Origin of the sequence: Pseudomonas sp. NY15437, from assembly GCF_048068435.1 — a bacterium.
In the GTDB taxonomy this organism is placed as follows: Bacteria; Pseudomonadota; Gammaproteobacteria; order Pseudomonadales; family Pseudomonadaceae; genus Pseudomonas; species Pseudomonas nitroreducens_B.
Window position 1 is genome coordinate 118,178 of the sequence record NZ_JBLUQC010000008.1, and the last position, 26,228, is coordinate 144,405.

General features: G+C 68.9%; 24 protein-coding genes. 14 read left to right on the forward strand and 10 right to left on the reverse strand.

Annotated features, from left to right (window positions below):
• Nucleotides 1-6: 6 nt before the first annotated feature.
• Nucleotides 7-567, reverse strand: coding sequence for a type 1 glutamine amidotransferase domain-containing protein (locus tag ACNFIA_RS19000; RefSeq protein WP_259754875.1), 561 nt, complete (start codon nt 565-567; stop codon nt 7-9).
• A 218-nt stretch (nt 568-785) separates the two neighbouring features.
• Between ACNFIA_RS19000 and ACNFIA_RS19005 the strand changes: the two genes are divergently transcribed.
• The gene (locus ACNFIA_RS19005; protein WP_259754874.1) at nt 786-1,046 is read left to right on the forward strand and encodes a hypothetical protein; all 261 of its coding nucleotides are present in this window, start codon (nt 786-788) and stop codon (nt 1,044-1,046) included.
• A gap of 486 nt (nt 1,047-1,532) precedes the next feature.
• On the opposite strand, the gene ACNFIA_RS19010 is transcribed toward ACNFIA_RS19005, so the two are convergent.
• The 7 genes from ACNFIA_RS19010 to ACNFIA_RS19040 all read right to left on the reverse strand — a co-directional run bounded on the left by ACNFIA_RS19010 (nt 1,533) and on the right by ACNFIA_RS19040 (nt 7,368).
• On the reverse strand, nt 1,533-1,946 hold the full coding sequence (locus tag ACNFIA_RS19010) for a CBS domain-containing protein (RefSeq protein ID WP_259759650.1): 414 nt from the start codon (nt 1,944-1,946) through the stop codon (nt 1,533-1,535).
• A 124-nt stretch (nt 1,947-2,070) separates the two neighbouring features.
• A complete protein-coding gene (locus tag ACNFIA_RS19015) occupies nt 2,071-2,622 on the reverse strand; it encodes an ATP-dependent Clp protease proteolytic subunit (RefSeq protein WP_416787663.1) in 552 nt (183 codons plus the stop codon).
• Nucleotides 2,623-2,710: 88 nt separating this feature from the next.
• The gene (locus ACNFIA_RS19020; RefSeq protein ID WP_259754871.1) at nt 2,711-2,884 is read right to left on the reverse strand and encodes a hypothetical protein; all 174 of its coding nucleotides are present in this window, start codon (nt 2,882-2,884) and stop codon (nt 2,711-2,713) included.
• Between the two features lie 349 nt (nt 2,885-3,233).
• Nucleotides 3,234-3,626, reverse strand: a complete 393-nt coding sequence (locus ACNFIA_RS19025; RefSeq protein ID WP_416787665.1) for a response regulator — start codon at nt 3,624-3,626, stop codon at nt 3,234-3,236.
• 171 nt (nt 3,627-3,797) lie between these two features.
• On the reverse strand, nt 3,798-4,346 hold the full coding sequence (locus ACNFIA_RS19030; protein ID WP_416787667.1) for a low affinity iron permease family protein: 549 nt from the start codon (nt 4,344-4,346) through the stop codon (nt 3,798-3,800).
• 939 nt (nt 4,347-5,285) lie between these two features.
• On the reverse strand, nt 5,286-5,576 hold the full coding sequence (locus ACNFIA_RS19035; RefSeq protein ID WP_416787670.1) for a hypothetical protein: 291 nt from the start codon (nt 5,574-5,576) through the stop codon (nt 5,286-5,288).
• A 22-nt stretch (nt 5,577-5,598) separates the two neighbouring features.
• The gene (locus ACNFIA_RS19040; protein ID WP_416787672.1) at nt 5,599-7,368 is read right to left on the reverse strand and encodes a thiamine pyrophosphate-requiring protein; all 1,770 of its coding nucleotides are present in this window, start codon (nt 7,366-7,368) and stop codon (nt 5,599-5,601) included.
• 185 nt (nt 7,369-7,553) lie between these two features.
• Between ACNFIA_RS19040 and ACNFIA_RS19045 the strand changes: the two genes are divergently transcribed.
• Entirely contained in the window at nt 7,554-8,867 is a 1,314-nt protein-coding gene (locus tag ACNFIA_RS19045; RefSeq protein ID WP_416787675.1) for an erythromycin esterase family protein, read from the forward strand.
• Here the strand turns inward: ACNFIA_RS19045 and ACNFIA_RS19050 are convergent.
• Nucleotides 8,849-11,395 carry an EAL domain-containing protein gene (locus ACNFIA_RS19050; RefSeq protein ID WP_416787678.1) on the reverse strand — a complete coding sequence of 849 codons (2,547 nt, stop codon included), beginning with the start codon at nt 11,393-11,395 and terminating at the stop codon, nt 8,849-8,851. The two genes, ACNFIA_RS19045 and ACNFIA_RS19050, sit on opposite strands and share 19 nt — an antisense overlap.
• Before the next feature lie 136 nt (nt 11,396-11,531).
• Between ACNFIA_RS19050 and ACNFIA_RS19055 the strand changes: the two genes are divergently transcribed.
• The 8 genes from ACNFIA_RS19055 to ACNFIA_RS19090 all read left to right on the forward strand — a co-directional run bounded on the left by ACNFIA_RS19055 (nt 11,532) and on the right by ACNFIA_RS19090 (nt 18,968).
• On the forward strand, nt 11,532-12,557 hold the full coding sequence (locus tag ACNFIA_RS19055) for an acyl-CoA dehydrogenase (RefSeq protein ID WP_416788006.1): 1,026 nt from the start codon (nt 11,532-11,534) through the stop codon (nt 12,555-12,557).
• Nucleotides 12,554-13,300: a PIG-L deacetylase family protein gene (locus ACNFIA_RS19060; protein ID WP_416787680.1), complete on the forward strand. Its 747-nt coding sequence runs from the start codon at nt 12,554-12,556 to the stop codon at nt 13,298-13,300. Before ACNFIA_RS19055 ends, ACNFIA_RS19060 begins: the two co-directional genes overlap by 4 nt.
• On the forward strand, nt 13,297-13,884 hold the full coding sequence (locus tag ACNFIA_RS19065) for a methyltransferase (protein ID WP_416787683.1): 588 nt from the start codon (nt 13,297-13,299) through the stop codon (nt 13,882-13,884). Before ACNFIA_RS19060 ends, ACNFIA_RS19065 begins: the two co-directional genes overlap by 4 nt.
• Entirely contained in the window at nt 13,881-14,534 is a 654-nt protein-coding gene (locus ACNFIA_RS19070; protein ID WP_416787686.1) for a glycosyltransferase, read from the forward strand. The genes ACNFIA_RS19065 and ACNFIA_RS19070 overlap by 4 nt, the downstream gene beginning before the upstream one ends.
• Before the next feature lie 79 nt (nt 14,535-14,613).
• On the forward strand, nt 14,614-15,120 hold the full coding sequence (locus ACNFIA_RS19075; RefSeq protein ID WP_416787689.1) for a (2Fe-2S)-binding protein: 507 nt from the start codon (nt 14,614-14,616) through the stop codon (nt 15,118-15,120).
• Complete coding sequence (locus ACNFIA_RS19080) at nt 15,117-16,103, forward strand: FAD binding domain-containing protein (RefSeq protein WP_416787691.1); 987 nt, start codon at nt 15,117-15,119, stop codon at nt 16,101-16,103. Before ACNFIA_RS19075 ends, ACNFIA_RS19080 begins: the two co-directional genes overlap by 4 nt.
• On the forward strand, nt 16,100-18,307 hold the full coding sequence (locus ACNFIA_RS19085) for a xanthine dehydrogenase family protein molybdopterin-binding subunit (RefSeq protein WP_416787693.1): 2,208 nt from the start codon (nt 16,100-16,102) through the stop codon (nt 18,305-18,307). The genes ACNFIA_RS19080 and ACNFIA_RS19085 overlap by 4 nt, the downstream gene beginning before the upstream one ends.
• A gap of 19 nt (nt 18,308-18,326) precedes the next feature.
• Nucleotides 18,327-18,968, forward strand: a complete 642-nt coding sequence (locus tag ACNFIA_RS19090) for a phosphoribosyltransferase (protein ID WP_416787696.1) — start codon at nt 18,327-18,329, stop codon at nt 18,966-18,968.
• Nucleotides 18,969-19,092: 124 nt separating this feature from the next.
• Here ACNFIA_RS19090 and ACNFIA_RS19095 read toward each other — a convergent pair whose 3' ends face one another.
• Entirely contained in the window at nt 19,093-20,133 is a 1,041-nt protein-coding gene (locus ACNFIA_RS19095) for a LacI family DNA-binding transcriptional regulator (RefSeq protein ID WP_416787698.1), read from the reverse strand.
• Nucleotides 20,134-20,366: 233 nt separating this feature from the next.
• Here ACNFIA_RS19095 and ACNFIA_RS19100 point away from each other — a divergent pair, with 233 nt between their 5' ends.
• The 4 genes from ACNFIA_RS19100 to ACNFIA_RS19115 all read left to right on the forward strand — a co-directional run bounded on the left by ACNFIA_RS19100 (nt 20,367) and on the right by ACNFIA_RS19115 (nt 26,069).
• Nucleotides 20,367-22,625 carry a TonB-dependent receptor gene (locus tag ACNFIA_RS19100; protein WP_416787700.1) on the forward strand — a complete coding sequence of 753 codons (2,259 nt, stop codon included), beginning with the start codon at nt 20,367-20,369 and terminating at the stop codon, nt 22,623-22,625.
• Nucleotides 22,626-22,721: 96 nt separating this feature from the next.
• Nucleotides 22,722-24,044, forward strand: a complete 1,323-nt coding sequence (locus ACNFIA_RS19105) for an LLM class flavin-dependent oxidoreductase (protein WP_416787702.1) — start codon at nt 22,722-22,724, stop codon at nt 24,042-24,044.
• A gap of 47 nt (nt 24,045-24,091) precedes the next feature.
• Nucleotides 24,092-25,135 (forward strand): L-glyceraldehyde 3-phosphate reductase, encoded by a 1,044-nt coding sequence (mgrA, locus tag ACNFIA_RS19110; protein ID WP_416787705.1) that lies wholly within the window; start codon nt 24,092-24,094, stop codon nt 25,133-25,135.
• A gap of 34 nt (nt 25,136-25,169) precedes the next feature.
• Nucleotides 25,170-26,069: a sulfonate ABC transporter substrate-binding protein gene (locus ACNFIA_RS19115; RefSeq protein WP_416788009.1), complete on the forward strand. Its 900-nt coding sequence runs from the start codon at nt 25,170-25,172 to the stop codon at nt 26,067-26,069.
• The last annotated feature ends 159 nt before the right edge of the window (nt 26,070-26,228 follow it).

Here is a 26,228-nt window from a genome sequence, read left to right on the forward strand (position 1 = left end):
CCGCTCTCAGGCGGCTTGGAGCGCCTTGACCAGCGCCTCGTTGAAGGCCGGCAGGTCGTCCGGGGTGCGCGAGGTGATCAGCGTCCAGCCCTGCGCCGGGCACACCTGCACCTGCGCATCCACCCAGTCCGCGCCGGCGTTGACCAGGTCGGTGCGCACGCTGGCGTAGGAGGTCAGCGACTTGCCGTCGGCCACGCCGGCGTCGATCAGCAACCAGGGTCCGTGGCAGATCGCGGCCACCGGCTTGCCGGCCTCGCGGAACGCCTTCACCAATTGCTGCGCGTCGCCATCCTGGCGCAGGGTGTCGGCGTTCACCGTGCCACCGGGAATCACCAGCAGGTCGTAGTCGCTGGCATCCAGGCCCTGGATCTTCGTATCGGAGTCCACCGTCACGTCCTTCTCGCTGTCCTGCACCCAGGTCTGCGCCTGGCCGCCCTTGACGGTGGCGTAGGTGACGGTGGCGCCCTGCTCCTGCAGCGCCTGCAACGGCTTGAGCAACTCGTCGCGCTCGATGCCGGCGTTGGCGGTGATGATCAGGACGTTCTTGCCTTGCAATTGTGCACTCATGGGAATTTCTCCATTCGGGCGTCGGGCGACGCCGGCCAGGGCAGCGCGGGAAGCACTGCCGACACCAGAGTGGAAACCACGCCGGGCGGAGGAGTTCGAAACAGTTGCCCGAAGGCGTCGTTGGCGCGGACGATGGGACCGGCTATGCTCGCGTAACGCGTTACCAGAATATGCCATGAATAGTCGTAACGCGTTACCAGCCAATCCAGGGGAGTGCCATGAAAGACGCCAAGGACAGAGCCACCCGCGACGCCTTCGAAGCCCCGCGCAAGGGCCGTCCGCGCAAGGAAGGCGCGATGACCAATGCCCAGAAGCAGGCCGCCTACCGCAAGCGGAGGGCCGAGGCCGGCGGCGGCGCGGTGATGCTCAATAACGAGGAAATCTGGCTGATCTGCCATGCCCTGGACGGCAAGGTCTGGGAGGCGGACGCCGAGCAGCGGCAGAAGCTGATCGCGCGGCTGCGCAAGCGCGTGGTGTGAGGGGCTTACATCAGCCCGCAGATGAGTTCCAGGCCCAGGTCCTTCACCTGTCGGTCGGTACGCAGCTCATGGCCATGGATGCCGATCACGGTGGTCGGCGGTGTGGAGGTGTAGCGGCTCTGCAGACTGATGAGATAACAGCCGTCGTCCTGGCGGTCACAGGTGAAATCGAACAGCGGATAGCTTCGATGCAGCAGTTCCGCGACGGATTTTCAGCTGGGCGGGTTCATGGCTTGCTCCTGCGTTGACCTGATCATCCTGAAGCCTTGCCGCCAAAATGGAACCGTGGCCGATGGCCATCGCTTACAGCCTGCCGGCCGCGCCCGACGCAAAAGTCACTCCGTATTAAGCGCTTGCGCCACCCGCTGCCCGCGTTTGCGCCGTTTGCCAATTTAATCACCCTGACCAACGGTCGCGCTTCCGGCTCCGGCACCTTGCTGCATCGGGCCAGCCCCTCTCCCGTCGCGGAAAGGGGCTGAAGTGCCGTCAATGCGCCCGCGCCACCCCGCGCAGCAGGTTGGCGCTCACCTTGTCGGCATTGCAGCTCGCCACGTTGGCGAGGGAGACGATGCCCACCAGGCGTTTTTCGCGGTTGACCACCGCCAGGCGGCGTTTCTCGATCTGCGCCATGTTCTTCGCCACATGGTCCACGGACTCGTCGTCGAAGCAGTAGCAGACGTCCTCGCTCATCACCTCGCTGACCGGCGTGCGCAGGTCCAGCCCGTCGGCCAGGGCGCGCACCACCAGGTCGCGGTCGGTGAGGATGCCGCTGAGGTGGTCGTTGTCGTTCACCAGCAAGGCGCCGACGTCCACCTGGCGCATCAGCAGCGCCGCTTCCTGCAGGGTGGTGTCCGGGCTGATGGTGCGCACTTCGCGGCTCATGATCTCGCGCACGGCCATCGAGCTGCGTTCGGCGGAACGGTCGCTTCGGGCGTGATCTCTCATGACAGGTCCTCCTGTGTCGTGGGTGTCGTTCGGTGGAAAGGTCGATTGGGTGATCGTTCGATGTTTCCGCCGCGGCGACTCAGGAGTGCACGCTCCACTGGCAGCCGTCGAGCGGAATCGGTACGTCGTCGATGGCGTGGATCAGCCCGAAGGCCAGCGCCTGTCGCGGTTCGACGATGTGCGCTTCGGCGGTCAGGGCGTGGCGCACGTCCAGCCGCTGTGGCGCATCGAGGGTGCGCTGGCGGACGATGTCCTCGTACAGCGCCAGGTCATGCTGCAGGCTGGCGGCGTACTCCACCATGCGCGTGTGGTCCACCGAGCCGTGCAGCGTCCAGTGGAACGGGTGGAACAGGAACTTGCTCAGCGGGCAGGCCGTGCGGCGGGCGCCGGCGAGGAAGAGGATGTTGCCCATGGACTCGACGGTGCCGAGGTTGTGGGTGTCCACCGGGATCGGCAGGGCCAGCAGGTAGTTGTACAGGGTGAAGCCATAGGCGCAGTCGCCGCCCATGGTGGCGATGTTCAGCTGCAGGTGGCTGGCGCCCTGCTGCAGCGCCTTGGTGCAGGTGCCGATGAGGTTGCCGCAGGTGGACGAATTGATCGGGCCGGTGAAGTGAATGATGTGCCGGGCCATGGCGGACTCCTGTTCTGGCGGGCGGGGTTTCTTCTGCTGAGTCCCCGCGCGGCGCCGGCACACCATCATCACGACGAACGGTCCCGCGTCACTGGGTGCAGAGCACCTCGCTGACCTGGATCTGCGCCCGCGAATCGCGCCCCAGCGGGCCATGCAACGCCTGGACGAACTTCTGCGCCTGCTCGCGGCTCAGACTCTCCTGCAGCAGCACCGTGCTCATGGGCTGGCCGTCGCGGCGGTAACGAATCAGGTAGGCGTGCATGGCGATTCTCCTGGATGTCAGGGTGGCGGCAGACTCTGTGGCGGGGACTGCCTGTCGACACCGTGTTGCCGGTTGGAATTCGCGGACAAGGTCCGCTCCTACGCCGCCGCAGGGCGCATAACCCGGTTATGCGCCGAAGCCTCGCGGCGCCCCGCCGTCCTTGTAGGAGCGAGCTTGCTCGCGAACCCTGCCCAAAATCCGCTCATAACCGTGGGCGCATAACCGGAACGGGTTACCCGCCGATGCCTGTGGCGGATGACGCTGGCGCGTCATGCGCCCTGCGAATCAACTCGGTACCCGCCGTCCCTGTAGGAGCGAGCTTGCTCGCGAACGCTCTCCCAAAATCCGCTCAGTTAAGCAACCACGGCTGCACCGGCGGATTGCGCAAGGTGCGCTGGATGGCGCCTTCCAGCTCGTCCAGGTCCACCGACTTGGGCAACACCGGGTAGGGCGCGCCCTCCTCGCCTTTTTCCGCCCAGGGCGACATCACCAGCACGCGCATGCGCGGGCGCAGCGGCAGGCAGGCTTCGATCAGCGCGGCGCCGGTCAGCGGGCCGGTGAGCTGTTCGTCGATGAGGAACAGGTCGATCACCGACGACGACACCAGGTGCTCGATGGCCTCCTCTTCGCTGAGGGCGCTGAGCACCGCGTGGCCTTGGTCGAGCAGGTGGTTCTCCAGGCGCTGGAGCTGTTCGGGGGTCTCTTCGAGGACCAACACCATCTTGTTGCTGAACGTCTGCATGTTGCACATCTCCCATGTCGAGGACGGGAGTACAGCAAGTTCCACGCCGCCTTGGCGCTCAGCCGCAAACGCCTGCGGCACAAGGGTTCTAGGGCAACAGGCGGATGACAGACAGCGGCAGAATGCCCGATTGCCCGCGCCAGGCCATGCAGATTGCCTGAGCGCGACGACTCAATCGTCGCTGCCGTCATGGCGCTCCTGGCGCGCTTCTTCACCCTCGGCCACTTTCTGCGGCGAGCCTTCGGCGCCTCGGCCCATTTCCTCGTAGGTCTTGCGCAGCTTCTGCAGCTCTTCGCTGCCCATGTCATCCAGGCACATCAGCACGCTATGGGCGTGGCGCGTGGTGCGCAGCAGTTCGTCGATCTTGATGTGCAGCGCATCGGTATCGCGGTTCTGCGTGCTCTGGATGAGGAACACCATGAGGAAGGTGATGATGGTGGTCGAGGTGTTGATCACCAGCTGCCAGGTGTCGTTGAAATGAAAGAACGGCCCACTCAGCGCCCAGCCCACCAGCAGCACGCAGGCCAGGGCGAAGGTCAGCGGCCGGCCGCTCCATTGCGAGAGCGTCTGGGCGAAGCGCGAGAACCCCGCGTCGGCCTTGTGTTGCTTCTCGGGCTTCTGCCCCTTCTCCGGCCTGCGTTCCTTCGGCGTCCCGGCGCCCTCGGCCTTACTCGGCTGGCGGGACATGGCCGAGGCGCTCAGGAACAGTGATGGTGACATGGCGCGGCGGCGTGGCCGGGGTGGACGGCCGGCGAGTCGGCTGGCCGGCCGGGACGGCGGACGGGGTTCGGGTGGCGGTCATGGTGGGTTCTCCGCAATCGAGGTGCCTATCCGATAGAGGCATCCGCTGGGGGCGGAGTTCAGAAAACCGCAGGGTCTCCGTTGCCGTGCCGATGGGTCGTCTTTTTCCTTCGTAGGAGCGGACCTTGTCCGCGAAATCCAACCGGCGATTTGGCGTTGGCACGAAGGCCTTGTGGTTAGCGTTCCCTGAAAGACCTGCGTTGCGTCGCCCCTCCCCCCCGCCCTGACTGCGCGCCCCGCTCCGAAGGGAGAGGGAGCTATCCGTGCCGCGAAGGGAGCTATCAGAGCGAGCTTCAATGCTGGCGTTACAACGGCGTCCGGCGAGCTGAGTTGATACCCTTTACTCCTACTCCGAACGGTTCCCTCTCCCTTCAGGGAGAGGGTTAGGGAGAGGGCAAACCCGAGCGCCGGGGGTCATTGTAGGAACGGACCTTGCTCGCGGAATCCAACCGGCGGTTTGGCGTTGGCAAGAAGGCCTGGACGGACAGGGCTCCCTGACATATCCGCGCTGCGCCCCCTCTCCCCCGCCCTCTCCCTGAAGGGAGAGGGAGCAATCCGTGCCGCGGGCCAGCAAGGTGTTTCGCTTGACGCCGCTCAGCCCCCTCTTCCTTCGGAGCAGGGCGCGCAGCCAGGGTTAGGCAGCGGGAGGCCCCGACTTCAACGGATGCCAGATGCTTCTGGCGAACAGCGAGGGGCGAGCGCTCTACTATGCCATTGCATATTCCCCCAACCGCAACGGCCTATGCCGACAAGTTGCTTGGCACCCGGCCTCAGCCTGTTAGTCTGGAGGGGCTCCAAGTCTTTCCCCTGGCCCCTTCCGACGGGGCCTTCTTTTTGCCCGACGTTCGGAGCCTGCGCTCAATAGGACTCGGGCGTCGTGCCCTTGTGCTGGGTGTCGTCGTGGGTCTTGCTCTTCTGCTTGTCCTTGCTGTCCTGGGACTGCACCTGGCTGTTGTCGTCGGTGCGGCCCTCATCCTTCTGTTTCTGCTGCGACGCCGGCGGCGTAGGCGCCTGGCCGGGGCTCTGGCCGTGGGATTTTTCGTTGGTGGGCACCTGTGGGGCATCGGCAGCCTGGGCTGGGATCAGGCCGAGGGACAGCCACGCGAGCAGCACGGCGGCGAAAGGACGGGTGAGTCGGGTCTTGTTCATGGTGTCTTCTCCTTGGGGTGGGTCATCGACGCGCCAGCAGTTGCCGCGCGCTCTGGCGCAGCACGCCCCAGCGATGGGGGTCGCCGGGCAAGGCGCCCAGCAGGTTGCGCGCCTGCTCGAAGCTGATGTGTGGCGGCAGCGGTGGCACGTTCGGATCGGTGAGAACCTCCAGCACCACCGGACGGTCGCTCTCGAACGCCTCCTGCCAGGCGGATGGCAGGCGCGCCGCATCGGTCACGCGGATGCCGCGAAACCCCAGCAGCTCGGCGTATCGCGCGTAGGGGAAATCGATCACTTCCTGCGCCGCGGCGAATTCGGGGTCGCCGGCCAGGGCGCGCTGCTCCCAGGTCACCTGATTGAGGTCGCCGTTGTTGAGTACCAGCACGATGAAGGTCGGGTTGTCCCGCCAGCGCCGGTAGTACTGCTGCACGCTGACCAGCTCGGCGTTGCCGTTCATCTGCATGGCGCCATCGCCCACCAGTGCGATCACCGGGCGCTGCGGGTGCGCAAGCTTAGCCGCCAGCGCGTAGGGCACGCCGCTGCCCATGCTGGCCAGCTTGCCCGACAGCGAGCCGAGCATGCCCTGCCGCACGCGCAGGTCGCGGGCGTACCAGTTGGTGTGCGAGCCGCTGTCGCCGGCGAGGATCACATCGTCAGGCAACTGCGCGGACAGCTCCCAGAACACCCGCTGCGGGTTGATCGGTTCGGCGCCCTGCATCGCCTGGGCTTCCAGTTCCTGCCAGCTGTCCTCCACCGCCTTCTCGATGCGGATGCGCCAGGTGCCGTGGCGCTTGGGCTTGAGCAGCGGCAACAGGCGCCGCAGGGTTTCCCCGGCGTCGCCCAGGAGCACCTGGTCGATGGGGTAGCGCATGCTGACGTTGCGCGCGTGCAGGTCGATCTGCACGGCTTTCGCCTGCCCCGGCCTGGGCAGGAACTCGCTGTAGGGGAAGGTCGTGCCGACCATCAGCAGCGTATCGCAGCGTTCCATCAGCTCGGCGCTGGCGCGGGTGCCGAGCAGGCCGATGGAGCCGGTCACGTAGGGCAGCTCATCGCTGATCGCCATCTTGCCCAGCAGCGCCTTGGCGACCCCGGCGGACAGCGCCTCTGCCACCGCCTCCACCTCGGCATGGGCGCCCAGCGCACCGGCGCCGACGAGGATCGCCACCTTGCGCCCGGCGTTGAGAATCTCCGCCGCGGCCACCAGGTCGTCCTCGCGGGCATACGGACGCGGCGCGCTGAAGCCCACGCCTGAATACACGTGGCCGTGCTTGTGCGGCGGCTTCTGCGCCGGCATCTGCTGCACGTCGTTGGGGATGATCACCGTGGCCACCTGGCGTTCGCTGAAGGCCACGCGCAACGCCCGGTCGATCACGTGCAGCAACTGGCCGGGGTGGGCGACGGTCTCCACGTAGTTGCTCACGTCGCGGAACAGGGTGTGCAGGTCGACCTCCTGCTGGTAGTCGCTGCCCAGCGAGGTCACCGCCTGCTGGCCGACGATGGCGACCACCGGCTGGTGGTCCATGCGCGCGTCGTACAGGCCGTTGAGCAGGTGGATGGCGCCGGGGCCGGAGGTGGCGAGGCACACACCCACCTCGCCGGTGAACTTGGCATGGGCGCCGGCCATGAAGGCGGCCATCTCCTCGTGGCGCACGCGGATGTAGTCGAAGTCCTCGGCGCGGCGGCCGAAGGCGCCCATGATCCCGTTGATGCCATCGCCGGGGTAACCGAAGACGCGTTGCACGCCCCACTGCGAAAGGCGTTCGAGCAATTGATCGGCGACGGTCTGGGACATGTTTTCCTCCTGTCGAGATGCGTCTGCGGGCCATGCGCCCCTGTTGCACCGACCGGTGTACGGCAGTGGCGTTCAGAACAATTCCCCGACGGTGCGCCCGGACGCTTGGGCTGAACTCCGCCGCGTCCGGGCGGACGAAACCTTCAGAAGACGCACGCCAGACGACGAACAGAAGGAGCCGCGCCATGCCCGTCACCGCCACGCCGACGTCCGCTTCCGCCATCAAGGCCGTCCTGCGCCGCTACGCCGAACCTCTGGCCGACCCCGGCACAGCGGAGTTCGCCGCCCCCTTCGCGCGGCTGGCCGATGCCCGCGTGGTGCTGCTGGGCGAAGCCAGCCACGGCACGGCGGAGTTCTACCAGGCGCGCGCGGCCATCACCCGGCTGCTGGTGGAGCACCATGGCTTCGAGATCGTCGCCATCGAAGGCGACTGGCCGGACGCGGCGCTGGTGGACCGGCAGTTGCGCGGCAAGGCGCAACCGGCCAGCGAGCCGCCGTTCACCCGCTTCCCGTCGTGGATGTGGCGCAACCGCGAGGTGAAGTCCTTCCTCGCCTGGCTGCGCGAACACAACGCCGGCCTGTCGGCGGACCGCCGCGTGGAGTTTCGCGGGCTGGACATCTACAGCCTGCGCGGCTCGATCAACCAGGTGCTGCGCTACCTCGACCAGCACGACCCGCAGCAGGCCGCCGACGCGCGGCGGCGCTACGCCTGCCTGACGCCCTGGCAGGACAACCCGGTCAGCTACGGCCGCGCCGTGCTCGAAGGCGACGAATCGCCCTGCGAGGAAGCGGTGATCACTCAGCTCAACGAACTGCTGATGGCGCGGCTGGAAGCCCTCGACCCGCACGAGGACTCCTTCGACGCCGCGCAGAACGCGCGGGTGGTGCGCGCCGCCGAGCACTACTACCGCGCCATGTACCGCGGCGGCTCGGCCTCCTGGAACCTGCGCGACAACCACATGTTCGACACCCTGCGCCAGGTGCTGCGTCGGCGCGGCCCGCAGGCGCGGGCGGTGGTCTGGGCGCACAACTCGCACATCGGCGACGCCTCGGCCACCGAGATGGGCTGGAACGGCCAGTTCAACCTCGGCCAGCTGTGCCGCACGCACTGGGGCGACGCCGCGGTGCTGCTGGGCATGGGCACCGACAGCGGCATGGTGGCGGCGGCCGATCACTGGGACGGCGAGATGCAGCTCAAGCCGGTGCGCCCGGCCCGCGCGGACAGCTGGGAGCACCAGTTCCTGGAAACCGGCATACCGGCGTGCCTGGTGGACTGGCGCCACCGCGAGGCCTTGCGTCAGACGTTGGAGGAGCCGCTGCTGGAGCGCGCCATCGGGGTGGTCTACCGCCCCGAAAGCGAACGCCAGAGCCATTACTTCCCGGCGCTGCTGGGCAGCCAGTTCGACGCCTTCCTGTGGTTTGCCCGCACCCGCGCCATCACCCCGCTGGACCGCCACAGCGCGCCGGGCGAGGACCAGACCTACCCCTTCGGGCTGTGATCCGCGAGCAGGCGGGCCAGCGCGGCGCGGTCCACCGCCTGGCTGAAGAGGAAGCCCTGCACCTCGCCGCACTGCTCGTCCTCGAGGATGCGCAGCTGGCCTTCGGTCTCCACGCCCTCGGCGGTGACCGCCAGGTTCAGCGCCTTGCCCAGGCCGATGATGGCCTGGACGATGGAGCGGTCGCGGCCGGTGGTGTCGAGGGTGGCGATGAAGCGGCGGTCGATCTTGATGCTGTCGAACGGGTAGGAACGCAGGTAGCCCAGGGATGAATAACCGGTGCCGAAGTCGTCCATGTTCAGCTTCACGCCCAGCTCCTTGAGCGCCTGCATGGTCTGCAAGGCGCCTTCGACGTCGCCGAGCATGCTGTTCTCGGTAACCTCCAGCTCCAGACGCTCAGCCGCCAGGCCCGACTCCACCAGCGCCTGCTGTACCTGGCCGACGATATCGGCGTGGGCGAACTGGCTGGGCGAGATGTTCACCGACACCAGCATCGCCTCTGGCCAGCCGGCCGCCTCGCGGCAGGCTTCGCGCAGCACCCAGGCGCCGATCTCGACGATCAGGTCGCTCTCCTCGGCCAGCCGGATGAACTCGTCCGGCCCCACCAGCCCTCGCTGCGGATGGTTCCAGCGCAGCAGCGCCTCGGCGGAGACGATGGCGAGGTCGCCGACCCGGTAGCGCGGCTGGTAGTACAGCTCCAGTTGCCCCTCGCGCAGGGCCTGGCGCAGTTCGATTTCGCTGCGCTTCTTGGCCCGCAGCTGCACATCCATGCTCTCGGAATAGAAGCGCCACGCGTTACGCCCGGCGGTCTTGGCTTCGTACATGGCGACGTCGGCGCAACGCAGCAGGTTCTGCGCATCGCCCCGGGCATCGCCGGAGAGCACGACGCCAATGCTGGTGCCGACGTGCAGCAGGTGGCCGTTGTAGTCGATGGGCTGGTTGATGAGGGCCACCAGGCGCCGGCAGAAGGCCTCGGCGTCCTCGCGGCCGTGGGACTGGCTGTCGACGATGACGAACTCGTCGCCGCCCAGGCGCGCCACCAGGTCCTCGCCGCGGATCGATTCGCGCAGGCGCTCGGCAACCATTTGCAGCACGGCATCCCCGGCCGGGTGGCCGAGCGTGTCGTTGATCGGCTTGAAGCGGTCCAGGTCGAGCATCAGCACCGCCATCTGCTGCTCGCGGCCGCTGCCCAGCAGGTCGTCCATGAAGCTGGCGAGCTTGCTGCGGTTCGGCAGGCCGGTCAGGGCGTCGTGCAGCGACAGGTGCTGGATGCGCGCGTGGGCCTCGACCTCGTGGGTGATGTCCGCACTGGTGCCGCGGTAGCCGCGCCCGCCGGCCCCGGAGGCGGTGAACTTGCAGATGCGCCGCAAGCCGTGGGCATCGCGGAAGCCGCAGGTCAGGGTGCTGGAATGGCCTTCAGGGGGGATCTTCTCCAGCCAGGCGATCAGGCTGGTGGTGTCGCAGGTGATCAGGTCGTCGATGCGCCGTCCCACCCACTCGGCGATGCGGTAGCCGGTAAGGATCTCGAAGCGTGCGGACAGGTAGCTCAGGCGGAAGCTCTCGTCGGTTTCCCAGATCCAGTCCGAGCTAGCCTCGGCGATGGCCTTGAAGCGCTGCTCGCTGGTTTCCAGCGCCTGGTTGCTGTCCTTCAGGCTGCGTTGGTAGTGATCCACCACACGGGCGTTGGCCAGGGCGGCGCGGATCAGCCAGACCAGGAAGATCACCACCAGCACCCCCACCGCGGCCCAGGCCCCGGCGAGGCGCCGGAGCATGTCGCTGCCGGGCGTGGGCGTGTGCCAGCTGAGCTCGTAGCCGGAACTGCCCAGGGCCACGGCATTGCCCAGGTTGGGCCGCCGGTCGTCGGACAGGACCTGCAGGCCGTCCACGCCGAAGTCCCGCGCCAGCTTCTGCAGCTTGGTGGGCGTCAGGCGGTCCACCAGGATCATCAGCGGGCCGTCCAGCGCTCCGCCGTCGCGCACCGGCTTGACCAGCGCTGCGCTGGCAATCGCCGGCCCCCCGGCGAGGCTGACGTAGCGACTCACCGCCTTGTCGCGCCGGGCGGCGGCACTGGCGTCGTCGCGCAGCTCGTCGAGGTTGGCCGGCATCAGGCTGGTGCAGTGGCTGCGCGATGGCTTGCCTTCCACCAGCACGTACTCCTCCCCGCCCTGGTTCAGCACGCACACCAGTTCGTAGCCGTTGGCGGTGTACAGCTGCGGGCCGATGTTGTCGTCGTCGAAGGCCCAGGCGAAGTTCAGCGGCGGGCTGAGGTGGCGGTAGGCGTCGTTCCAGAAGGCGTTGCTCTTGAGCAGCGACTCGGACGTGGCGATGCGGTTCTGCAGCGCCTTGCCGACGTAGAAGCGCGTCTGCTCGCGGGCGAGCTGGTCCTGCAGCGAGGCGATATGCGCCATCACCGCACCGCTCACCCCCATCGCGCCGATCAGGAGCAGGATGAACAGCGTCAGGTGCCAGGTGACGGTGCGCTGCGCGGAAATCTCGCGCGGCGCGGCTAGCCGGGTGACATGGGTATTCATCGGCGTGCTTCCGGGAGGACTTATCCGTAGGAGTGGCGCGGCGTTTGGACGTTCAACCCGAAGGCGCGATGGTGAATTTCGTCTGAACCCAAGCGCGGGACTCGCAGTCCGGATGAGTAAGGAACCTGCCTCGGGGATCACCATGACTCAGGATCGTCTGCTCGCCCTGCGCGACCTTCTGCGCGACTTCGAATTGCCGCTGGAGCACGCCCATCAGGGGCCGTTCCTCGGCGCCGCCCTGCGACAGCTCCGCGATGACGGGCTGGACCGCCTGCCGCTGCCCGGCGGCGGCGACACCCTGCGCCGCTGGCAGGCGCTGGCCACGGTGGCCGGCGCCGACCTGTCGCTGCTCAAGCTCTACGAGGGGCATACCGATGCGCTGGCGATCCTCGCTGAACTGGACAGCGACGCGCTGCCCGGCACCTGGGCGGTATGGGCCGCCGAGCCGCCGGGGGTGAGCGTGCGGATCGACACCCGCGAGGACGGCCAGGTGCGCATCAGCGGCAGCAAGGCCTGGTGCTCCGGCGCCGCCGTGGTGGAGCACGCCCTGGTCACGGTGAAGGATGAGCAGCAGCGCTCGCAACTGGTGGCGGTGACCCTCGCCCAGCCGGGGGTGAGCGTCGGCTCGGGCGGCTGGAACGCCGTGGGCATGGCCGCGACCCACAGCGTGACGGTGGACTTCGACAACGCCCTGGCGCGCTGCGTCGGCGGCCCGGAGGAATACCTGCAACGCCCCGGCTTCTGGCATGGCGGCGCCGGCATCGCCGCCTGCTGGTATGGCGCGGCCAGCCGCCTGGCCAGCTACCTGCGCTACGGCCATAGCGACGACCCGCATGCCATGGCCCACCTCGGCGCGGTGGACGCCGCGCTGGCCGGCGCGGCCGGAGCGCTGCGCGAATGCGCCGGGTGGATCGACGTGCATCCCGCCGCGCCCTCGGAGCTGGCCGCCCGGCGCGTGCGGGCGCAAGTGGAAGGCGCGGTGGAGGCGGTGCAGTGGCACGTCGGCCGCGCCCTGGGCGCCACGCCCTTCTGCCGCGACCGCCGCTTCGCCCGGCTGGCCGCCGACCTCCCGGTATTCCTGCGGCAGAGCCACGGCGAGCGCGACCTGGCGCACCTCGGCTTGCACCTGAAGGCGGGCCATGAAGAGGCCTGGGCGCTGTGAACCAACCCGTCAACCTGATTGCCGATTCCTCCGGCACCCCGGCAGCGGTATGGCGCGCCGCGTCGCACCTGCAGCGGCTGCCGCGCCTGCGCCCGGAAGACCTGCTGCCGCCCGGCGAGCGCCTGGTGGTGGTCGCGCCCCACCCCGACGATGAAGTACTGGCCTGTGGCGGTCTGCTCGCCCTCCTCGCCGCCGAAGGCAGGCCGGGCGTGCTGGTGTCGGTCACCGATGGCGAAGGCAGCCACCCCGGCTCGCCGCACTGGACGCCACAACGCCTGCGCACCACCCGCGCCGTGGAAAGCCGCACCGCCCTCGCCCGCCTCGGCCTGAACCTGCCGCGCTGGGACTGGCAGCGCCTGCACCTGCCCGATGCCGGGGTGGACGCCACCGCCCTGGCCGAACGCCTGCGCGCGCTGGTCCGCCCCGGTGACCGGCTGATCAGCACCTGGCGCGGCGACGGCCATTGCGACCACCAGGCCACCGCCCTCGCCTGCGCCGAGGTGGCCGCGCAGTGCGGCGCCCGGCATATCGAAGCGCCGGTCTGGGCCTGGCACTGGGCCGTGCCGGGCGATCCCCGGCTGCCCTGGGAACGGGCGAAGCGCCTGGACCTGACGCCAGCGGCGGCGCAACGCAAGCGCGAGGCCATCCAGGCCCACGCCAGCCAGCTGGAGGGCCCTGACCCGGTGCTCGGCGAGCATCTGCTGGAAACCCTGGCGCAACCCTTCGAGGTGTACTTCACATGAATCCCTCCCACGGGCTGCCGGCCAGCTATTTCGATGAACTGTACGAAGGCGACCCCGACCCGTGGTCGTTCCGCACCCGCTGGTACGAGCAGCGCAAGCGCGAACTGATCCTCGCCAGCCTGCCCCGTCCCTCGTTCCGCCATGGCTACGAGCCCGCCTGTGCCAATGGCGAAACCAGCGCCGTGCTGGCCCAGCGCGTGGACTGGCTGCTGTGCAGCGACTACAGCGCCGCCGCCGTGGCCCTGGCCCGCGAGCGGCTGGCCGCCCTGGAGAACGTGCGCGTGGAGCAGCACAGCCTGCCCGAGGACTGGCCGAGGGCGCGCTTCGACCTGATCGTGCTCGGCGAAGTGGGTTACTACCTCGCCCCGAAGGCCTGGCAGCGCACCGCCGAGCAGGCCCGCGAGAGCCTGTGCGAGGGCGGTGTGCTGCTCGCCTGCCACTGGCGCCACCCCATCGACGGCTGCGCGCGGGCCGGCGACGCGGTGCATGAGGAACTGGCCGACGCCCTGGGCAAGCGCCCGGCGGTGCGCCACCTGGAGCGGGATTTCCGCCTGGAGCTGTGGTTCGACGAGGAGGCTGGATGATCGGCGTGCTGGTACCCGCACACAATGAAGAAAAGGTCCTGGGGGACTGCCTGCGTTCGCTGCGCGATGCCGCCCGCCATCCAGGCCTGAACGGCGAGGCGGTGTGCATCCTGGTGGTGCTCGACGCCTGCAGCGATGCCAGCGAAGCCGTGGCCCGCGCCGCCGGCGTGGAGGTGCTGCAGGTCAGCGCGCGCAATGTCGGCCAGGCTCGCCGCGCCGGCGCCGAATGGCTGCTGCAGCGCGGCGCCCGCTGGCTGGCCTGCACCGACGCCGACAGCCAGGTGAACCATGAATGGCTGGTGCGCCAGCTGGCCTTCGAGGCCGAGGCGGTGTGCGGCACGGTGCAGGTGGGCGATTGGTCGGCCCATGCGCCGCAGGTACGCCGTCGCTACGAGGCGCATTACCAGAGCCGCGAGGACCACCGGCACATCCACGGCGCCAACCTGGGCGTCTGCGCGCGGGCCTACCGGCGCGCTGGCGGCTTCCGCCCGTTGCCCAGCGACGAGGACGTGCACCTGGTGCGCGACCTGGAGCGCAGCGGCGCGCGCATCGTCTGGACGCACCAGACCTGCGTCACCACCAGCGCCCGGCGCGATTACCGTGCGCGCGGCGGTTTCGGCGAGTTCCTCCAGGCGCTTGCCACGCCCTGACCGCTCACCCGGATTTTCCGAACCATCCTCGCGGCCCTCACTCACAGCACAGGCAAGCCACCCAGACTCCGGAGGCACCATGCCCGCACACCGCGAGCCGCCCATGGCGGCGCAGAGCATCAGCCTGATCCTCAATGGCGAAGAACGGCGGCTGGACGTGCTGCCTTGGACCACCACCCTCGACCTGCTGCGCGAACAACTCGGCCTGGTCGGCAGCAAGAAAGGCTGCGACCACGGCCAGTGCGGCGCCTGCACCGTGCTGCTGGACGGCCGCCGGGTGAACGCCTGCCTGCTGCTGGCGGTGATGCTCGACGGCCGCCGCCTGACCACCATCGAAGGCCTGGCCCGGGGCGAGCAACTGCACCCGATGCAGGCCGCCTTCATCCGCCACGACGCCTTCCAGTGCGGCTACTGCACGCCGGGGCAGATCTGCTCCGCCGTCGCCCTGGCCCACGAGCCTGCTCCGTCCGATCGCGCCGACCTGCGCGAGCGCATGAGCGGCAACCTGTGCCGCTGCGGCGCCTACCCGAACATCCTCGATGCCATCGAGGAGGCCCTGCCCGCCAGCCGCCTGGAGGAACTATGACGCCCTTTGCCTACAGCCGCCCTGCCGGCATCGACGAGGCCGTGGCGCTGGCCGGCCCGCACAGCCGCTTCATCGCCGGCGGCACCAACCTGGTGGACCTGATGAAGGAAGAGGTCGAACGCCCCGAGCGGCTGATCGACATCAACGCCCTGCCGCTGCGCGAGATCCGCGACACCGACGCCGGCGGGCTGAGCGTCGGCGCGCTGGTGGACAACGCCAGCCTCGCCGCGCACCCACAGGTCACCGCGCGCTACCCGCTGATCAGCCGCGCCATCCTCGCCGGCGCCTCGCCGCAGTTGCGCAACATGGCCAGCACCGGCGGCAACCTGCTGCAACGCACGCGCTGCCATTACTTCTACGACCGCGCCGTGCCGTGCAACAAGCGCGAGCCCGGCAGCGGCTGCCCGGCGAGGGACGGCCTGAACCGCCAGCACGCCATCCTCGGTGCAAGCGAGCACTGCGTGGCGGTGCATCCCTCCGACCTCTGCGTGGCGCTGGCCGCGCTCAACGCCCTGGTTCACGTGCGCGGCCCGCAAGCTCATCGTTGCCTGACCTTCGAGCAGTTCCACCGGCTGCCCGGCAGCCGCCCACAGGAGGACAACATCCTCGCCGCCGATGAGCTGGTGCTGGGCATCGAACTGCCCGGCGAGGGCTTCCCGCAGCATTGCGCCTACCTCAAGGTGCGTGACCGCGCATCCTACGCATTCGCCCTGGTGTCGGTGGCCGTCGGCCTGCTGCTCGATGGCGACGGGCGCATCGCCCAGGTCAACATTGCCCTGGGCGGCGTAGCGCACAAACCCTGGCGCGACGCCGAGGCGGAAGACCTGCTGCTGGGCTGCCGGCCCGAGGCGACGCACTTCCAGCGCTGCGCCGACCACCTGCTGCGCGGCGCAAGACCCCTGCGCGACAACGCCTTCAAGATCGAACTGGCGCGGCGCAGCATCGTCCGCGCGCTGCACATGGCCGCAGGAGGTGCGCAATGAACCGTCATCCGCACCGCTCCATCGGCACCCCGCTGGACCGCGTCGACGGCCCGTTGAAAGTCACCGGCGGCGCGCGTTACGCCGCCGAATACGGCGCCGAGGGTTTGCTCCATGGCACGGTGGTCAACAGCCGCATCGCCCGCGGGCGGATCATCGCCATCGACAGCGACGCCGCCTGCGCCGTGCCCGGCGTGCGCCTGGTGATGAGCCACCTGAACCGCCCGCCGCTGGCCGCCGACGATGACAGCTACGAGGACGAGGATTCCGCCGACGGCTCGTCGTTCCGCCCCCTGTTCAACGACCGCGTGCTGTACAACGGCCAGCCGGTGGCGCTGGTGGTGGCCGACGACCTGCAGACCGCCCGTTACGCCGCCGCCCTGGTGACCGTGGAATACGCGCCCGAGCCGCACGCCACCGACCTGCGCCGCCAGCTGGACGATGCCCTGCCCGCGCCCGCCGAATTACCCGGCCCGCGCGGCGATGCCGATGGCGCGCTGGCCAGCGCGCCGGTGCGCATCGAGGCCGAGTACGAGCTGCCGGTGGAGCACCACAACCCCATGGAGCCGCACGCCTCCACGGTGATCTACCAGGCGGACGGCAGCCTGCTGGTGCACGACAAGACCCAGGGCTCGCAGAACAGCCAGAGCTACCTGTGCCACGTGCTCAAGCTCGAACCCACCCACGTGCGCGTGCAGGCGGCGTTCGTCGGCGGCGCCTTCGGCTCCGGCTTGCGCCCGCAGTACCAGTTGCCGCTGGCGGCGATGGCCGCGCTCATGCTCAAGCGCTCGGTGCGCGTCGCGCTGACCCGCCAGCAGCAGTTCACCTTTGGCTATCGGCCACGCACGGTGCAGCGCCTGAGCCTGGGCGCGGACGCCGAGGGCCGCCTGCTCGGCCTGGTGCACCAGGTCACCGGGCAGACCTCGCGCTTCGAGCAGTTCACCGCCCACGTCGCCGAATGGTCGGGGATGCTCTACCACTGCGACAACGTCCGTCTCACCTATCGCCTGGTGCCGCTGGACGTCTACACGCCGCTGGACATGCGCGCCCCCGGCGCCGCCGAAGGGGTCTACGCCCTGGAGTGCGCCATGGACGAACTGGCCTGGGCCGCCGGGCTCAACCCGCTGCACCTGCGCCTGATCAACTTCACCGCGCTCAACCAGAACCTCGGCAAGCCCTATTCCAGCAAGGCCCTGCGCGACTGCTACAGCGAAGGCGCCCGGCAATTCGGCTGGCCGACGCAGATGCCCGCGCCCGGCACCTTGCGCGAGGGCGAGCAGCGCATCGGCCTGGGCATGGCCACCGGGGTCTGGGAGGCCATGCAGATGCCCGCCAGCGCCAGTGCCGCGCTGGCACCGGACGGCAGCATTGTGGTGGCCAGCGCCACCACCGACATCGGCACCGGCACCTACACCGCCATGACCCAGATCGCCGCCGAAACCCTCGGCCTGCCGCCGGAGAAGGTGCGCTTCGTACTGGGTGACTCCTCGCTGCCCAAGGCCCCGCTGCAGGGCGGCTCGTTCACCGTGTCCTCGGTGGGCAGCGCGGTGCGCGAGGCCTGCCTGGCGCTCCGGCAAACCCTGCTGGAAGCAGCCCGGCAACTGCCCTCCGGGCCTTTCCAGCACATCGCCGATGACCAGGTGCAGTGCAGCGAGGGCCACTTGCAGGCGGCGTCCAGCAGCCAGCGCATCGCTTTTGCCGAGCTGTTCCAGCGCTACGGCAGCTTGCAGGCCAGCGCCACCGCCCATCCCTCGGCGCTGCGCCAGCGCTACGCCACGGCCACCCACTCGGCGGTGTTCGTCGAGGTGGCGGTGGACGAGGCACTGGGCACGGTGCGCGTGCGCCGGGTGGTCAGCGCCATCGCCGCCGGGCGCCTGGTCAACCCCAAGACCGCGCGCAGCCAGATTCTCGGCGGCGTGGTCTGGGGCGTGAGCATGGCGCTGCACGAGGCCAGCCTGATGGACCACGGCCTGGGGCGTTTCATGAACCACAACCTGGCCGAGTACCACATCCCGGTGCAGGCCGACATCGGCGATATCCGCGTGCTGTTCGTCGACGAGCCGGATGCGGTGGTCAATCCGCTGGGCTCCAAGGGCGTCGGCGAGATCGGCGTCGTCGGCGTGGCGGCGGCAGTCGCCAACGCGGTCTACCATGCAACCGGTAAACGCATACGCGAGCTGCCCATCACCCTGGACAAGCTGCTGTAACTCGGCAAAGGAGGTGCAGATGCCCAGTCCGCGCTATACCAATCGGCGCCACGCCGGCATCGCCCTGGCCATGGTCCTGCGCGACATGCCGCTGGTCGCCCCGCTGATCCTTGCCCTGCCCCGTGGCGGCGTGCCGGTGGCCAAGGAAATCGCCCGTATCCTCGCCGCGCCGCTGGACGTGCTGCTGGTGCGCAAGATCGGCGCACCGGGCAACGAGGAATATGCCCTGGGTGCCATTGTCGACGGCCCCGAGCCGAACTGGGTGGTGGACGAACAGATGCTCGCGCGCTTCGACCCGCCGGCGGAGTGGTTCGAACAGCAGGTGATGGAACAGCTGCGCGAACTGGAGCGCCGCCGTCTGCTCTACCGCGGCGTGAAGGCCCCGGCCCGGGTGGAAGGCCGCGACCTGGTCGTGGTCGACGACGGCCTGGCCACCGGCAGCAGCATGCGCGCCGCGTTGCAATGCCTGCGCGCCCAGCACCCGCACAGGGTGGTGCTGGCGGTGCCGGTGGGCCCGGCGGAAACCGTGCAGCGGCTGCGCGAGGAGGTGGACGAGCTGGTCTGCCTGGACACGCCCTCGCCCTTCCGCGCGGTCGGCGACCACTACCGCGACTTCCACCAGCTCAGCGACCAGGAAGTGATCGACCTGCTGGTGAAATGACCGCTCGCCACCTGTAGGAGCGGGCCATGCCCGCGATCCGTGAGCAGGGCTCACGGAACCGTCGCCGGGTTGCGCGGACTTCGTCCGCGGATCGCGGGCGTGGCCCGCTCCTACACGGGGGCATTCAGCCGCTTTCGCGCTCCAGCACCCGGCAGCCGAGCAGGTTCAGGCGCTCCACCGCGCCCTCCAGCGGCAGCACGCCGATGGATTGCAGCACCCGCAGCGCGGCGATCTCGCCGATCTCGCGGGCCGGCGGCTTGATGGTCGAAAGGCTCGGCAGCAGCATCGGCGCAAAGGGATAGTCGCCGAACCCCAGCACCGCGCACTCCTCGGGAATCTTCAGCCCGGCGCGCTGGCCGGCGAGCAGGCCGCCGGCGGCGAGGTTGTCGTTGGCGAAGACGATCGCCTCGGGGCGCTTCGCACCGCGGGCCATCAGTGCTTCCATGGCCTGGCGCCCGGCCTCGAAGGGCGCGCTCTCGGTGGGCACGAACATCCACGGTTCGCCACCCAGGTCGCGCAGGGTGTCGGCGTACCCGTCGCGGCGGTCCAGGGCGCTGAAGTCGCCAGGCGCGCTGTTCTGCACGAAGGCGATGCGCCGATAGCCCTTGCCGTGCAGGTAGCGCACCGCGTCCACGCCGACCTGGTAATGGGAAAAACCGACCTGGATCGGCGCGCGCTCGGGTTGGTAATCCCAGACCTCGACCACTGGCATGTCCGCCGCGGCGATCAGCTTCTGCGTCGCGGCGGTGTGGAAGTGGCTGGTCAGCACCAGCGCCGCCGGGTTCCAGCCGAGGAAGGCGCGCACGGCGTTCTCCTCCCTGTCCTCGGAGAAGTAGCTGGAGGCCAGCAGCAACTGGTAGCCGTGGGCGGCCAGGGTGTCGCTGACGGCCTGGATGGTGTCGGCGAAGATCGGCCCGGAAATGTTCGGCACCACCATTCCCACCACCCTGCCCCGCGCCGACGCCAGCCCGCCGGCCACCTGGTTGGGCACATAGCCCAGCGCCTCCACCGCCGCGCCGATGCGTTCGCGCAGGTCATCCGACAGCTGCGCCGGCTGGTTGAAATAGCGCGACACGCTGATGGCGGAAACGCCGGCGCGATCGGCCACCGCGGTCAGGGTCACACGGCCTGCGCCACGGCGTTTGCGGGGTGTCTGGTTGGCCAAGCCGGCTCTCCTGCCTGTCGGTCGTGATCTGTGATGTCAGGAATATAAACGTAATTTTTAATTATTTGACGTTCTATCTGGTGATTCAGGATACTCGCCGATGTTAGCGCTAACAACACATACTGTCCGCAACGATTCCAGCCACTCGCACGAGCGAGCGCTCGTGACAGTCCCGCAGATAAAAGGCGCCCCGGCAAAAGACCCGGGGCGGACCAGGGCAAGAAGGAGTGGCTATGCAATCGCAACATCGGGGGACGCTCGGCCGTCCGCACTTCACGGGTCGGCGCAGCGCGCTGGCCCTGGGCATCGCCAGCGTGATCGGCGCCCTCGCCTGCAGCGTGCAGGCCGCCGAATCCAGCGGCGGCGACACTCCATCGGCCGAGGCGGCACCGACGCTCAAGGCCGTGACCGTGACCGCCACCCGCCGCGAGGAATCGCTGCAGAAGGTCCCCGTGGCCGTTTCCGTGCTCGATGGCGAGCAACTGGAACGCGACAACCGCAACAACGTATCGAGCATCGTCCAGCAGGTGCCGACGCTGAACTTCCGCACCGGCGCCTCGAACAAGGACACCTCGCTGTTCGTCCGCGGCGTGGGGACCATCTCCACCTCCCCCGGCGTCGAGCCGAGCGTGTCGACGGTGATCGATGGCGTGGTGCTCGGCCGTCCCGGCCAGGCCACCCTGGACCTGCTCGACGTCGAGCGCATCGAAGTGCTGCGCGGCCCGCAGGGCACGCTGTTCGGCAAGAACGCCTCGGCCGGCGTGCTCAACGTGGTCACCCGCGAGGTGCCGGACGACACCACCGGCTACATCGATTATTCGCATTTTGGCGGCGGCAACGAGAACCGCACCCGCTTCGGCATTGGCGGCACGCTGATCCCCGGCAAGCTCAAGGCCAGCGTCACCACCCTGGTGGGCAGCTACGACGGCAACGTCGACAACGTCTACAACGGCCACGAGGTGAACGGCTACAACCGCGCCGGCGCCCGCACCAAGTTCGAGATCACGCCCAACGACGACCTCAAGGTCACCCTGATCGCCGACTACATGCAGGGCAACGACGACAGCCCCAGCGGCGTCATCACCAGCACCACCAGCCCGGCCTTCGCCAACGCGCTGCGGCCGGTGACGCCGGACAGCGACAACCGCAAGATCAACAGCGACTACCGCACCCACGTCGACGACACCAACAAGGGCCTGTCGGCGCAGCTGGACTGGAACCTGGGCGACTACACCCTGACCTCCATCAGTGCCTGGCGCGGCTGGGACAACACCCAGTGGCAGGATGGAGACCGCCTGTCCCAGGTCACGGCGAGCATCCCCAGCTCCCACGACAAGGGCGAGCTGAACTACGACCAGTACTCCCAGGAGCTGCGCCTGGCCTCGCCCAAGGGCGAGTTCCTCGAATACGTCGGCGGTCTCTACTACATGCACGCCGTGGACGACGAGACCTACCGCCGCGTCGTGACCTCCACCACCGCGCAGAATACCGGCGTGGCCGACTACGGCACGCGCAGCGACACCTACGCGGTGTTCGGCGAGAGCACGCTGAACTTCACCGACGATTTCCGCGGTATCGCCGGCCTGCGCTACACCCACGACGAGCTGGAATATGACCACCGCCGCCGCTCCACCTCGGCCACCGCGGTGACCGGCATCCAGCCGTCCACCTCCAGCTCCGGCGCCACCGACGAAGACGGCTGGTCCGGCCGCCTGGGCCTGCAGTACGACCTCAGCGAGCAGCTGACCAGCTACCTCACCTACTCGCGCGGCTACAAAGGCCCGGCCTACAACGTGTTCTTCAACATGCAGCCGCGCGACACCGAGGCGCTCAAGCCGGAGACGTCCAACTCCTGGGAAGCGGGCCTCAAGGCCACCGCGCTGGACAACCGCCTGACCGCCAACCTCGCGGTGTTCCACACCGTGTACGACAACTACCAGGCGAACTTCTACGACACCGTCGCCGGCCAGGTGGTGACCCGCCTGATCAACGCGGGCAAGGTGAAGACCGAGGGCGCCGAGCTGGACTTCAGCTACCAGGCTACCCGCCAGCTCAAGCTCTCCGGCGCCCTCGCCTACACCAAGGCGCGCATCGACAGCTTCGCCTGCCCCGCCGGCGCGGCGGCGGCGTGCAACGTCAACGGCAAGCCGCTGCCCTTCTCGCCGGACTGGAAGAGCTACGTGCGCGCCGACTACGGCATCCCGCTGGACAACGGCCTGGATGTGGAGCTGGGCACCGACTACAGCTGGCAGGACAAGGTGCAGTACGACCTCAGCCAGAACCCCGACACCATCCAGGGCGCCTACGGCCTGTGGGGCGCCAGCGTCGCCCTGGCCGACTACAACGAAGGCTGGCGCGTGGCGGTGGTGGGCAAGAACCTCACCGACAAGTCCTATTCGCCCCTGCTGGCCAGCGGCGGCAGCTACATCTACCGCATGGTGCCGCGCGACGACGGACGCTACTTCGGCGTCGAGCTGCGCAAGGACTTCTGATCGCTTGAAGCAAACGGCGCCGGCTCGCCCCGGCGCCGCCGACAAGAACGGCACGCCGCCTTGCGTCCCTCCCGACGGACACACAGGAACACCGACATGACACGCACCCTTTCCCTTGGCGCCTTCCTCATGGCCACCGGGCACCACGTTTCGGCGTGGCGCCACCCGGACGTGCCGGCCGACGGCGGTCTCGACTTCCGCCTCTACAAACGCCTGGCGCAGGTGGCCGAAGCGGCGAAGTTCGACGCCGTCTTCGTCGCCGACAGCGTGGCCGCGCCCACCGCCGAGATCGCCAGCCGCATGGCGCGCTCCGACCACTTCGAGCCGTTGACCCTGCTCGCGGCCCTGGCGGCGGTGACCGAGCGCATCGGCCTGATCGGCACCGTGACCACCAGCTACAACGAGCCCTACCACGTGGCGCGCAAGTTCGCGTCCCTCGATCATCTTTCCGCCGGCCGCGCCGGGTGGAACCTGGTGACCTCCGACGCCGCCGCCGAGGCGCTGAACTTCAACCGCCAGGAGCACTTCGGCCACGCCGAGCGCTACGCCCGCGCGCGGGAATTCCATGAGGTGGTCACCGGCCTGTGGGACAGCTGGGAAGACGACGCCTTCACCCGCGACAAGGCCAGCGGTCAGTACTACGACCCGGCCAAGCTGCATGTGCTCAACCACGAGGGCGAACACTTCCGCGTGCAGGGCCCGCTGAACGTGGCGCGCACGCCCCAGGGCCGGCCGGTGATCGTCCAGGCCGGCAGTTCCGAGACCGGCCGCGAGCTGGCCGCGCAGACCGCCGACGTGGTGTTCACCGCGCAGACGTCCCTGGCTGCCGCCCGCGACTTCTACAACGATCTGAAAGGCCGCCTGCCGCGCTTCGGGCGCGGCCCGGACGAGCTGCGCATCATGCCCGGCGTGTTCGTGGTGGTGGGCCAGAGCCAGGCCGAGGCGCAGGAGAAGTTCGAGCAATTCCAGGAGCTGGTGGAGCCGCGGGTGGGCGTCGCGCTGCTGTCGCGCATGCTCGGCAACTTCGACCTCTCCGCCTACCCGCTGGATGGCCCCTTGCCCGAGCTGCCGCTCACCGACAGCGGCCAGCGCAGCCGCCAGTTGCTGCTCACCGAACTGGCCGGGCGGGAGAACCTGACCCTCGCCCAACTCGGCCGAAGCATCGCCGGCGGACGCGGGCACCACAGCCTGATCGGCACGCCGACGCAGATCGCCGACGAATTGCAAGCCTGGTTCGAAGGCGGCGCCGCCGACGGCTTCAACGTGCTGGTGCCGCACCTGCCCGGCGGCCTGGAAGACGTGGCCAACCACGTCGTGCCGGAACTGCAGCGCCGCGGGCTGTTCCGCCGCGAGTACAGCGGCAGCACCCTGCGCGAGCACCTCGGGCTCACGCGCCCGGCCAACCGCTACACGATCTGACGATTCACCGGCCGCCCCCTCTGCGGCCCGCTTTCCAAGGAGTTTGCATGACCTACCTCGCCCACCCCGACCGCTACCAGCGCGTCCCCTACCGCCGCGTCGGCCGCAGCGGGCTGGTGCTGCCCGCCCTCTCCCTGGGTCTGTGGCACAACTTCGGCGACAGCGTTCCGCTGGACCGCCAGCGCGCCCTGCTGCGCACCGCCTTCGACCTGGGCATCAACCACTTCGACCTGGCCAACAACTACGGCCCGCCCTACGGCAGCGCCGAGATCAACTTCGGCCGCCTGCTGCGCGAGGACTTCGCCGCCTACCGCGATGAGCTGATCATCTCCACCAAGGCCGGCTGGGACATGTGGCCCGGCCCCTACGGCCAGGGCGGCAGCTCGCGCAAGTACCTGCTCGCCAGCCTCGACCAGAGCCTGAAACGCCTGGGCCTGGACTACGTGGACATCTTCTACTCGCACCGCTTCGACCCCGACACGCCGCTGGAAGAAACCGCCGGCGCGCTGGCCAGCGCCGTGCAGCAGGGCAAGGCCTTGTACGTCGGGATCTCGTCCTACTCCGCCGGCAAGACCGCCGAACTCGCGGCGTTGCTGACGCAATGGAAGGTGCCGCTGCTGATCCACCAGCCGGCGTACAACCTGTTCAACCGCTGGGTGGAAAAGGACCTGCTGGCCACCACCGATGAGCTGGGCGCCGGCGTCATCGCCTTCACGCCGCTGGCCCAGGGGCTGCTCACCGACCGTTACCTCAATGGCGTGCCGGCCGATGCGCGGGTCAACCAGCCGGGCGGCGCCTCGCTGCGCCCGGAGCACCTGTCCGAGGACAACCTGCGCCGCGCCCGCGCGCTCAACGAGATCGCCCAGCGTCGCGGCCAGAGCCTGGCGCAACTGGCGCAGGCCTGGGTGCTGCGCGATGCGCGGGTGACCTCCGCGCTGATCGGCGCCAGCCGGCCGGAGCAGATCATCGAGAACGTCGCGGCGCTGGACAACCTCGCGTTCAGCGCCGATGAGCTGGCGGAGATCGATCGCCACGCGGTGGAAGGCGGCATCAACCTCTGGGAAAAACCCTCCCACGACTGGAAGGACTGAGCCGGTGAGATTGTTCAATCGACTGCTTGCGGCAATGCTGCTCATCGCGGCCAGCGCCGCCCACGCGCAGGACCCGGCGCAACTGCGCATCGGCTACCAGAAGGCCTCGGTCAGCCTGGTGCTGGCCAAGGAGCACGGGCTGCTGGAAAAACGCTTCCCGCAAACGCAGGTCCAGTGGATCGAATTTCCTGCGGGGCCGCAGATGCTCGAAGCGTTGAACGTCGGCAGCCTGGACATCGGCTCCACCGGCGACATCCCGCCGATCTTCGCCCAGGCCGCCGGCGCCGACCTGCTCTACGTCGGCGTGGAGCCACCCAAGCCGCAGGCGGAAACCGTCGTGGTGCCCACGGACAGCCCGATCCGCAGCGTCGCCGACCTCAAGGGCAAGCGCGTGGCCTTCCAGAAAGGCTCCAGCTCGCACAACCTGCTGCTGCGCCTGTTGCAGAAGGAAGGACTGACCCTCAAGGACATCCAGCCGCTGTACCTGACCCCAGCCGACGCCCGCGCCGCCTTCGAAAGCGGCCGGGTAGATGCCTGGGCGATCTGGGACCCGTGGTATTCCGCGTTGCTGCTGGACGGCCATGCGCGTTTGCTGGCGGATGGCTCGGCGGTCGGCCTCAGCGGGCCGTTCTATCTGTCCAGCCGCGAATACGCCGGCGCCCATCCAGCGTTCATCCACCAGGTGCTGGACACGCTCAACGAGGCCGAAGCCCTGACCCGCAGCGACCAAGCCGGCAGCGTGGCGATCATGGCGCGCGTCACCGGGCTGGCGCCGGCGGTGATCGAGGAAACCTTCAAGCACCGCCCCGCGTCGCCCATCCAGCCGGTGAGCGATGCCGACATCGCCGCGCAGCAGCGCACCGCCGACCTGTTCCTCGCCGAACGCATCCTGCCGCGCGCCGTGGATATCGGCGCGGCGCGCTGGAAGCCCTGACGGGGCGGAGCTCGTAAGAGCAAGTGTCGTCTTCTGAAAATCCGTGCCTGGATTTTCCCTCTCCCCCGCCCTCTCCCTGAAGGGAGAGGGAGCCGACCGTGCAAGTTGGCACCCTGTTTCATCCTGCACCTAACTCGACCCGCTCCTTCGGAGCGGAGC

Excerpts from the sequence above, each read along its gene's own strand:
- ACNFIA_RS19000 (WP_259754875.1), bottom strand. The coding sequence starts at position 567 with ATGAGTGCACAATTGCAAGGCAAGAACGTCCTGATCATCACCGCCAAC.
- ACNFIA_RS19005 (WP_259754874.1), top strand. The coding sequence starts at position 786 with ATGAAAGACGCCAAGGACAGAGCCACCCGCGACGCCTTCGAAGCCCCG.
- ACNFIA_RS19010 (WP_259759650.1), bottom strand. The coding sequence starts at position 1,946 with ATGGCCGTGCGCGAGATCATGAGCCGCGAAGTGCGCACCATCAGCCCG.
- ACNFIA_RS19015 (WP_416787663.1), bottom strand. The coding sequence starts at position 2,622 with ATGGCCCGGCACATCATTCACTTCACCGGCCCGATCAATTCGTCCACC.
- ACNFIA_RS19020 (WP_259754871.1), bottom strand. The coding sequence starts at position 2,884 with ATGCACGCCTACCTGATTCGTTACCGCCGCGACGGCCAGCCCATGAGC.
- ACNFIA_RS19025 (WP_416787665.1), bottom strand. The coding sequence starts at position 3,626 with ATGCAGACGTTCAGCAACAAGATGGTGTTGGTCCTCGAAGAGACCCCC.
- ACNFIA_RS19030 (WP_416787667.1), bottom strand. The coding sequence starts at position 4,346 with ATGTCACCATCACTGTTCCTGAGCGCCTCGGCCATGTCCCGCCAGCCG.
- ACNFIA_RS19035 (WP_416787670.1), bottom strand. The coding sequence starts at position 5,576 with ATGAACAAGACCCGACTCACCCGTCCTTTCGCCGCCGTGCTGCTCGCG.
- ACNFIA_RS19040 (WP_416787672.1), bottom strand. The coding sequence starts at position 7,368 with ATGTCCCAGACCGTCGCCGATCAATTGCTCGAACGCCTTTCGCAGTGG.
- ACNFIA_RS19045 (WP_416787675.1), top strand. The coding sequence starts at position 7,554 with ATGCCCGTCACCGCCACGCCGACGTCCGCTTCCGCCATCAAGGCCGTC.
- ACNFIA_RS19050 (WP_416787678.1), bottom strand. The coding sequence starts at position 11,395 with ATGAATACCCATGTCACCCGGCTAGCCGCGCCGCGCGAGATTTCCGCG.
- ACNFIA_RS19065 (WP_416787683.1), top strand. The coding sequence starts at position 13,297 with ATGAATCCCTCCCACGGGCTGCCGGCCAGCTATTTCGATGAACTGTAC.
- ACNFIA_RS19070 (WP_416787686.1), top strand. The coding sequence starts at position 13,881 with ATGATCGGCGTGCTGGTACCCGCACACAATGAAGAAAAGGTCCTGGGG.
- ACNFIA_RS19075 (WP_416787689.1), top strand. The coding sequence starts at position 14,614 with ATGCCCGCACACCGCGAGCCGCCCATGGCGGCGCAGAGCATCAGCCTG.
- ACNFIA_RS19080 (WP_416787691.1), top strand. The coding sequence starts at position 15,117 with ATGACGCCCTTTGCCTACAGCCGCCCTGCCGGCATCGACGAGGCCGTG.
- ACNFIA_RS19085 (WP_416787693.1), top strand. The coding sequence starts at position 16,100 with ATGAACCGTCATCCGCACCGCTCCATCGGCACCCCGCTGGACCGCGTC.
- ACNFIA_RS19090 (WP_416787696.1), top strand. The coding sequence starts at position 18,327 with ATGCCCAGTCCGCGCTATACCAATCGGCGCCACGCCGGCATCGCCCTG.
- ACNFIA_RS19100 (WP_416787700.1), top strand. The coding sequence starts at position 20,367 with ATGCAATCGCAACATCGGGGGACGCTCGGCCGTCCGCACTTCACGGGT.
- ACNFIA_RS19105 (WP_416787702.1), top strand. The coding sequence starts at position 22,722 with ATGACACGCACCCTTTCCCTTGGCGCCTTCCTCATGGCCACCGGGCAC.
- mgrA (WP_416787705.1), top strand. The coding sequence starts at position 24,092 with ATGACCTACCTCGCCCACCCCGACCGCTACCAGCGCGTCCCCTACCGC.
- ACNFIA_RS19115 (WP_416788009.1), top strand. The coding sequence starts at position 25,170 with ATGCTGCTCATCGCGGCCAGCGCCGCCCACGCGCAGGACCCGGCGCAA.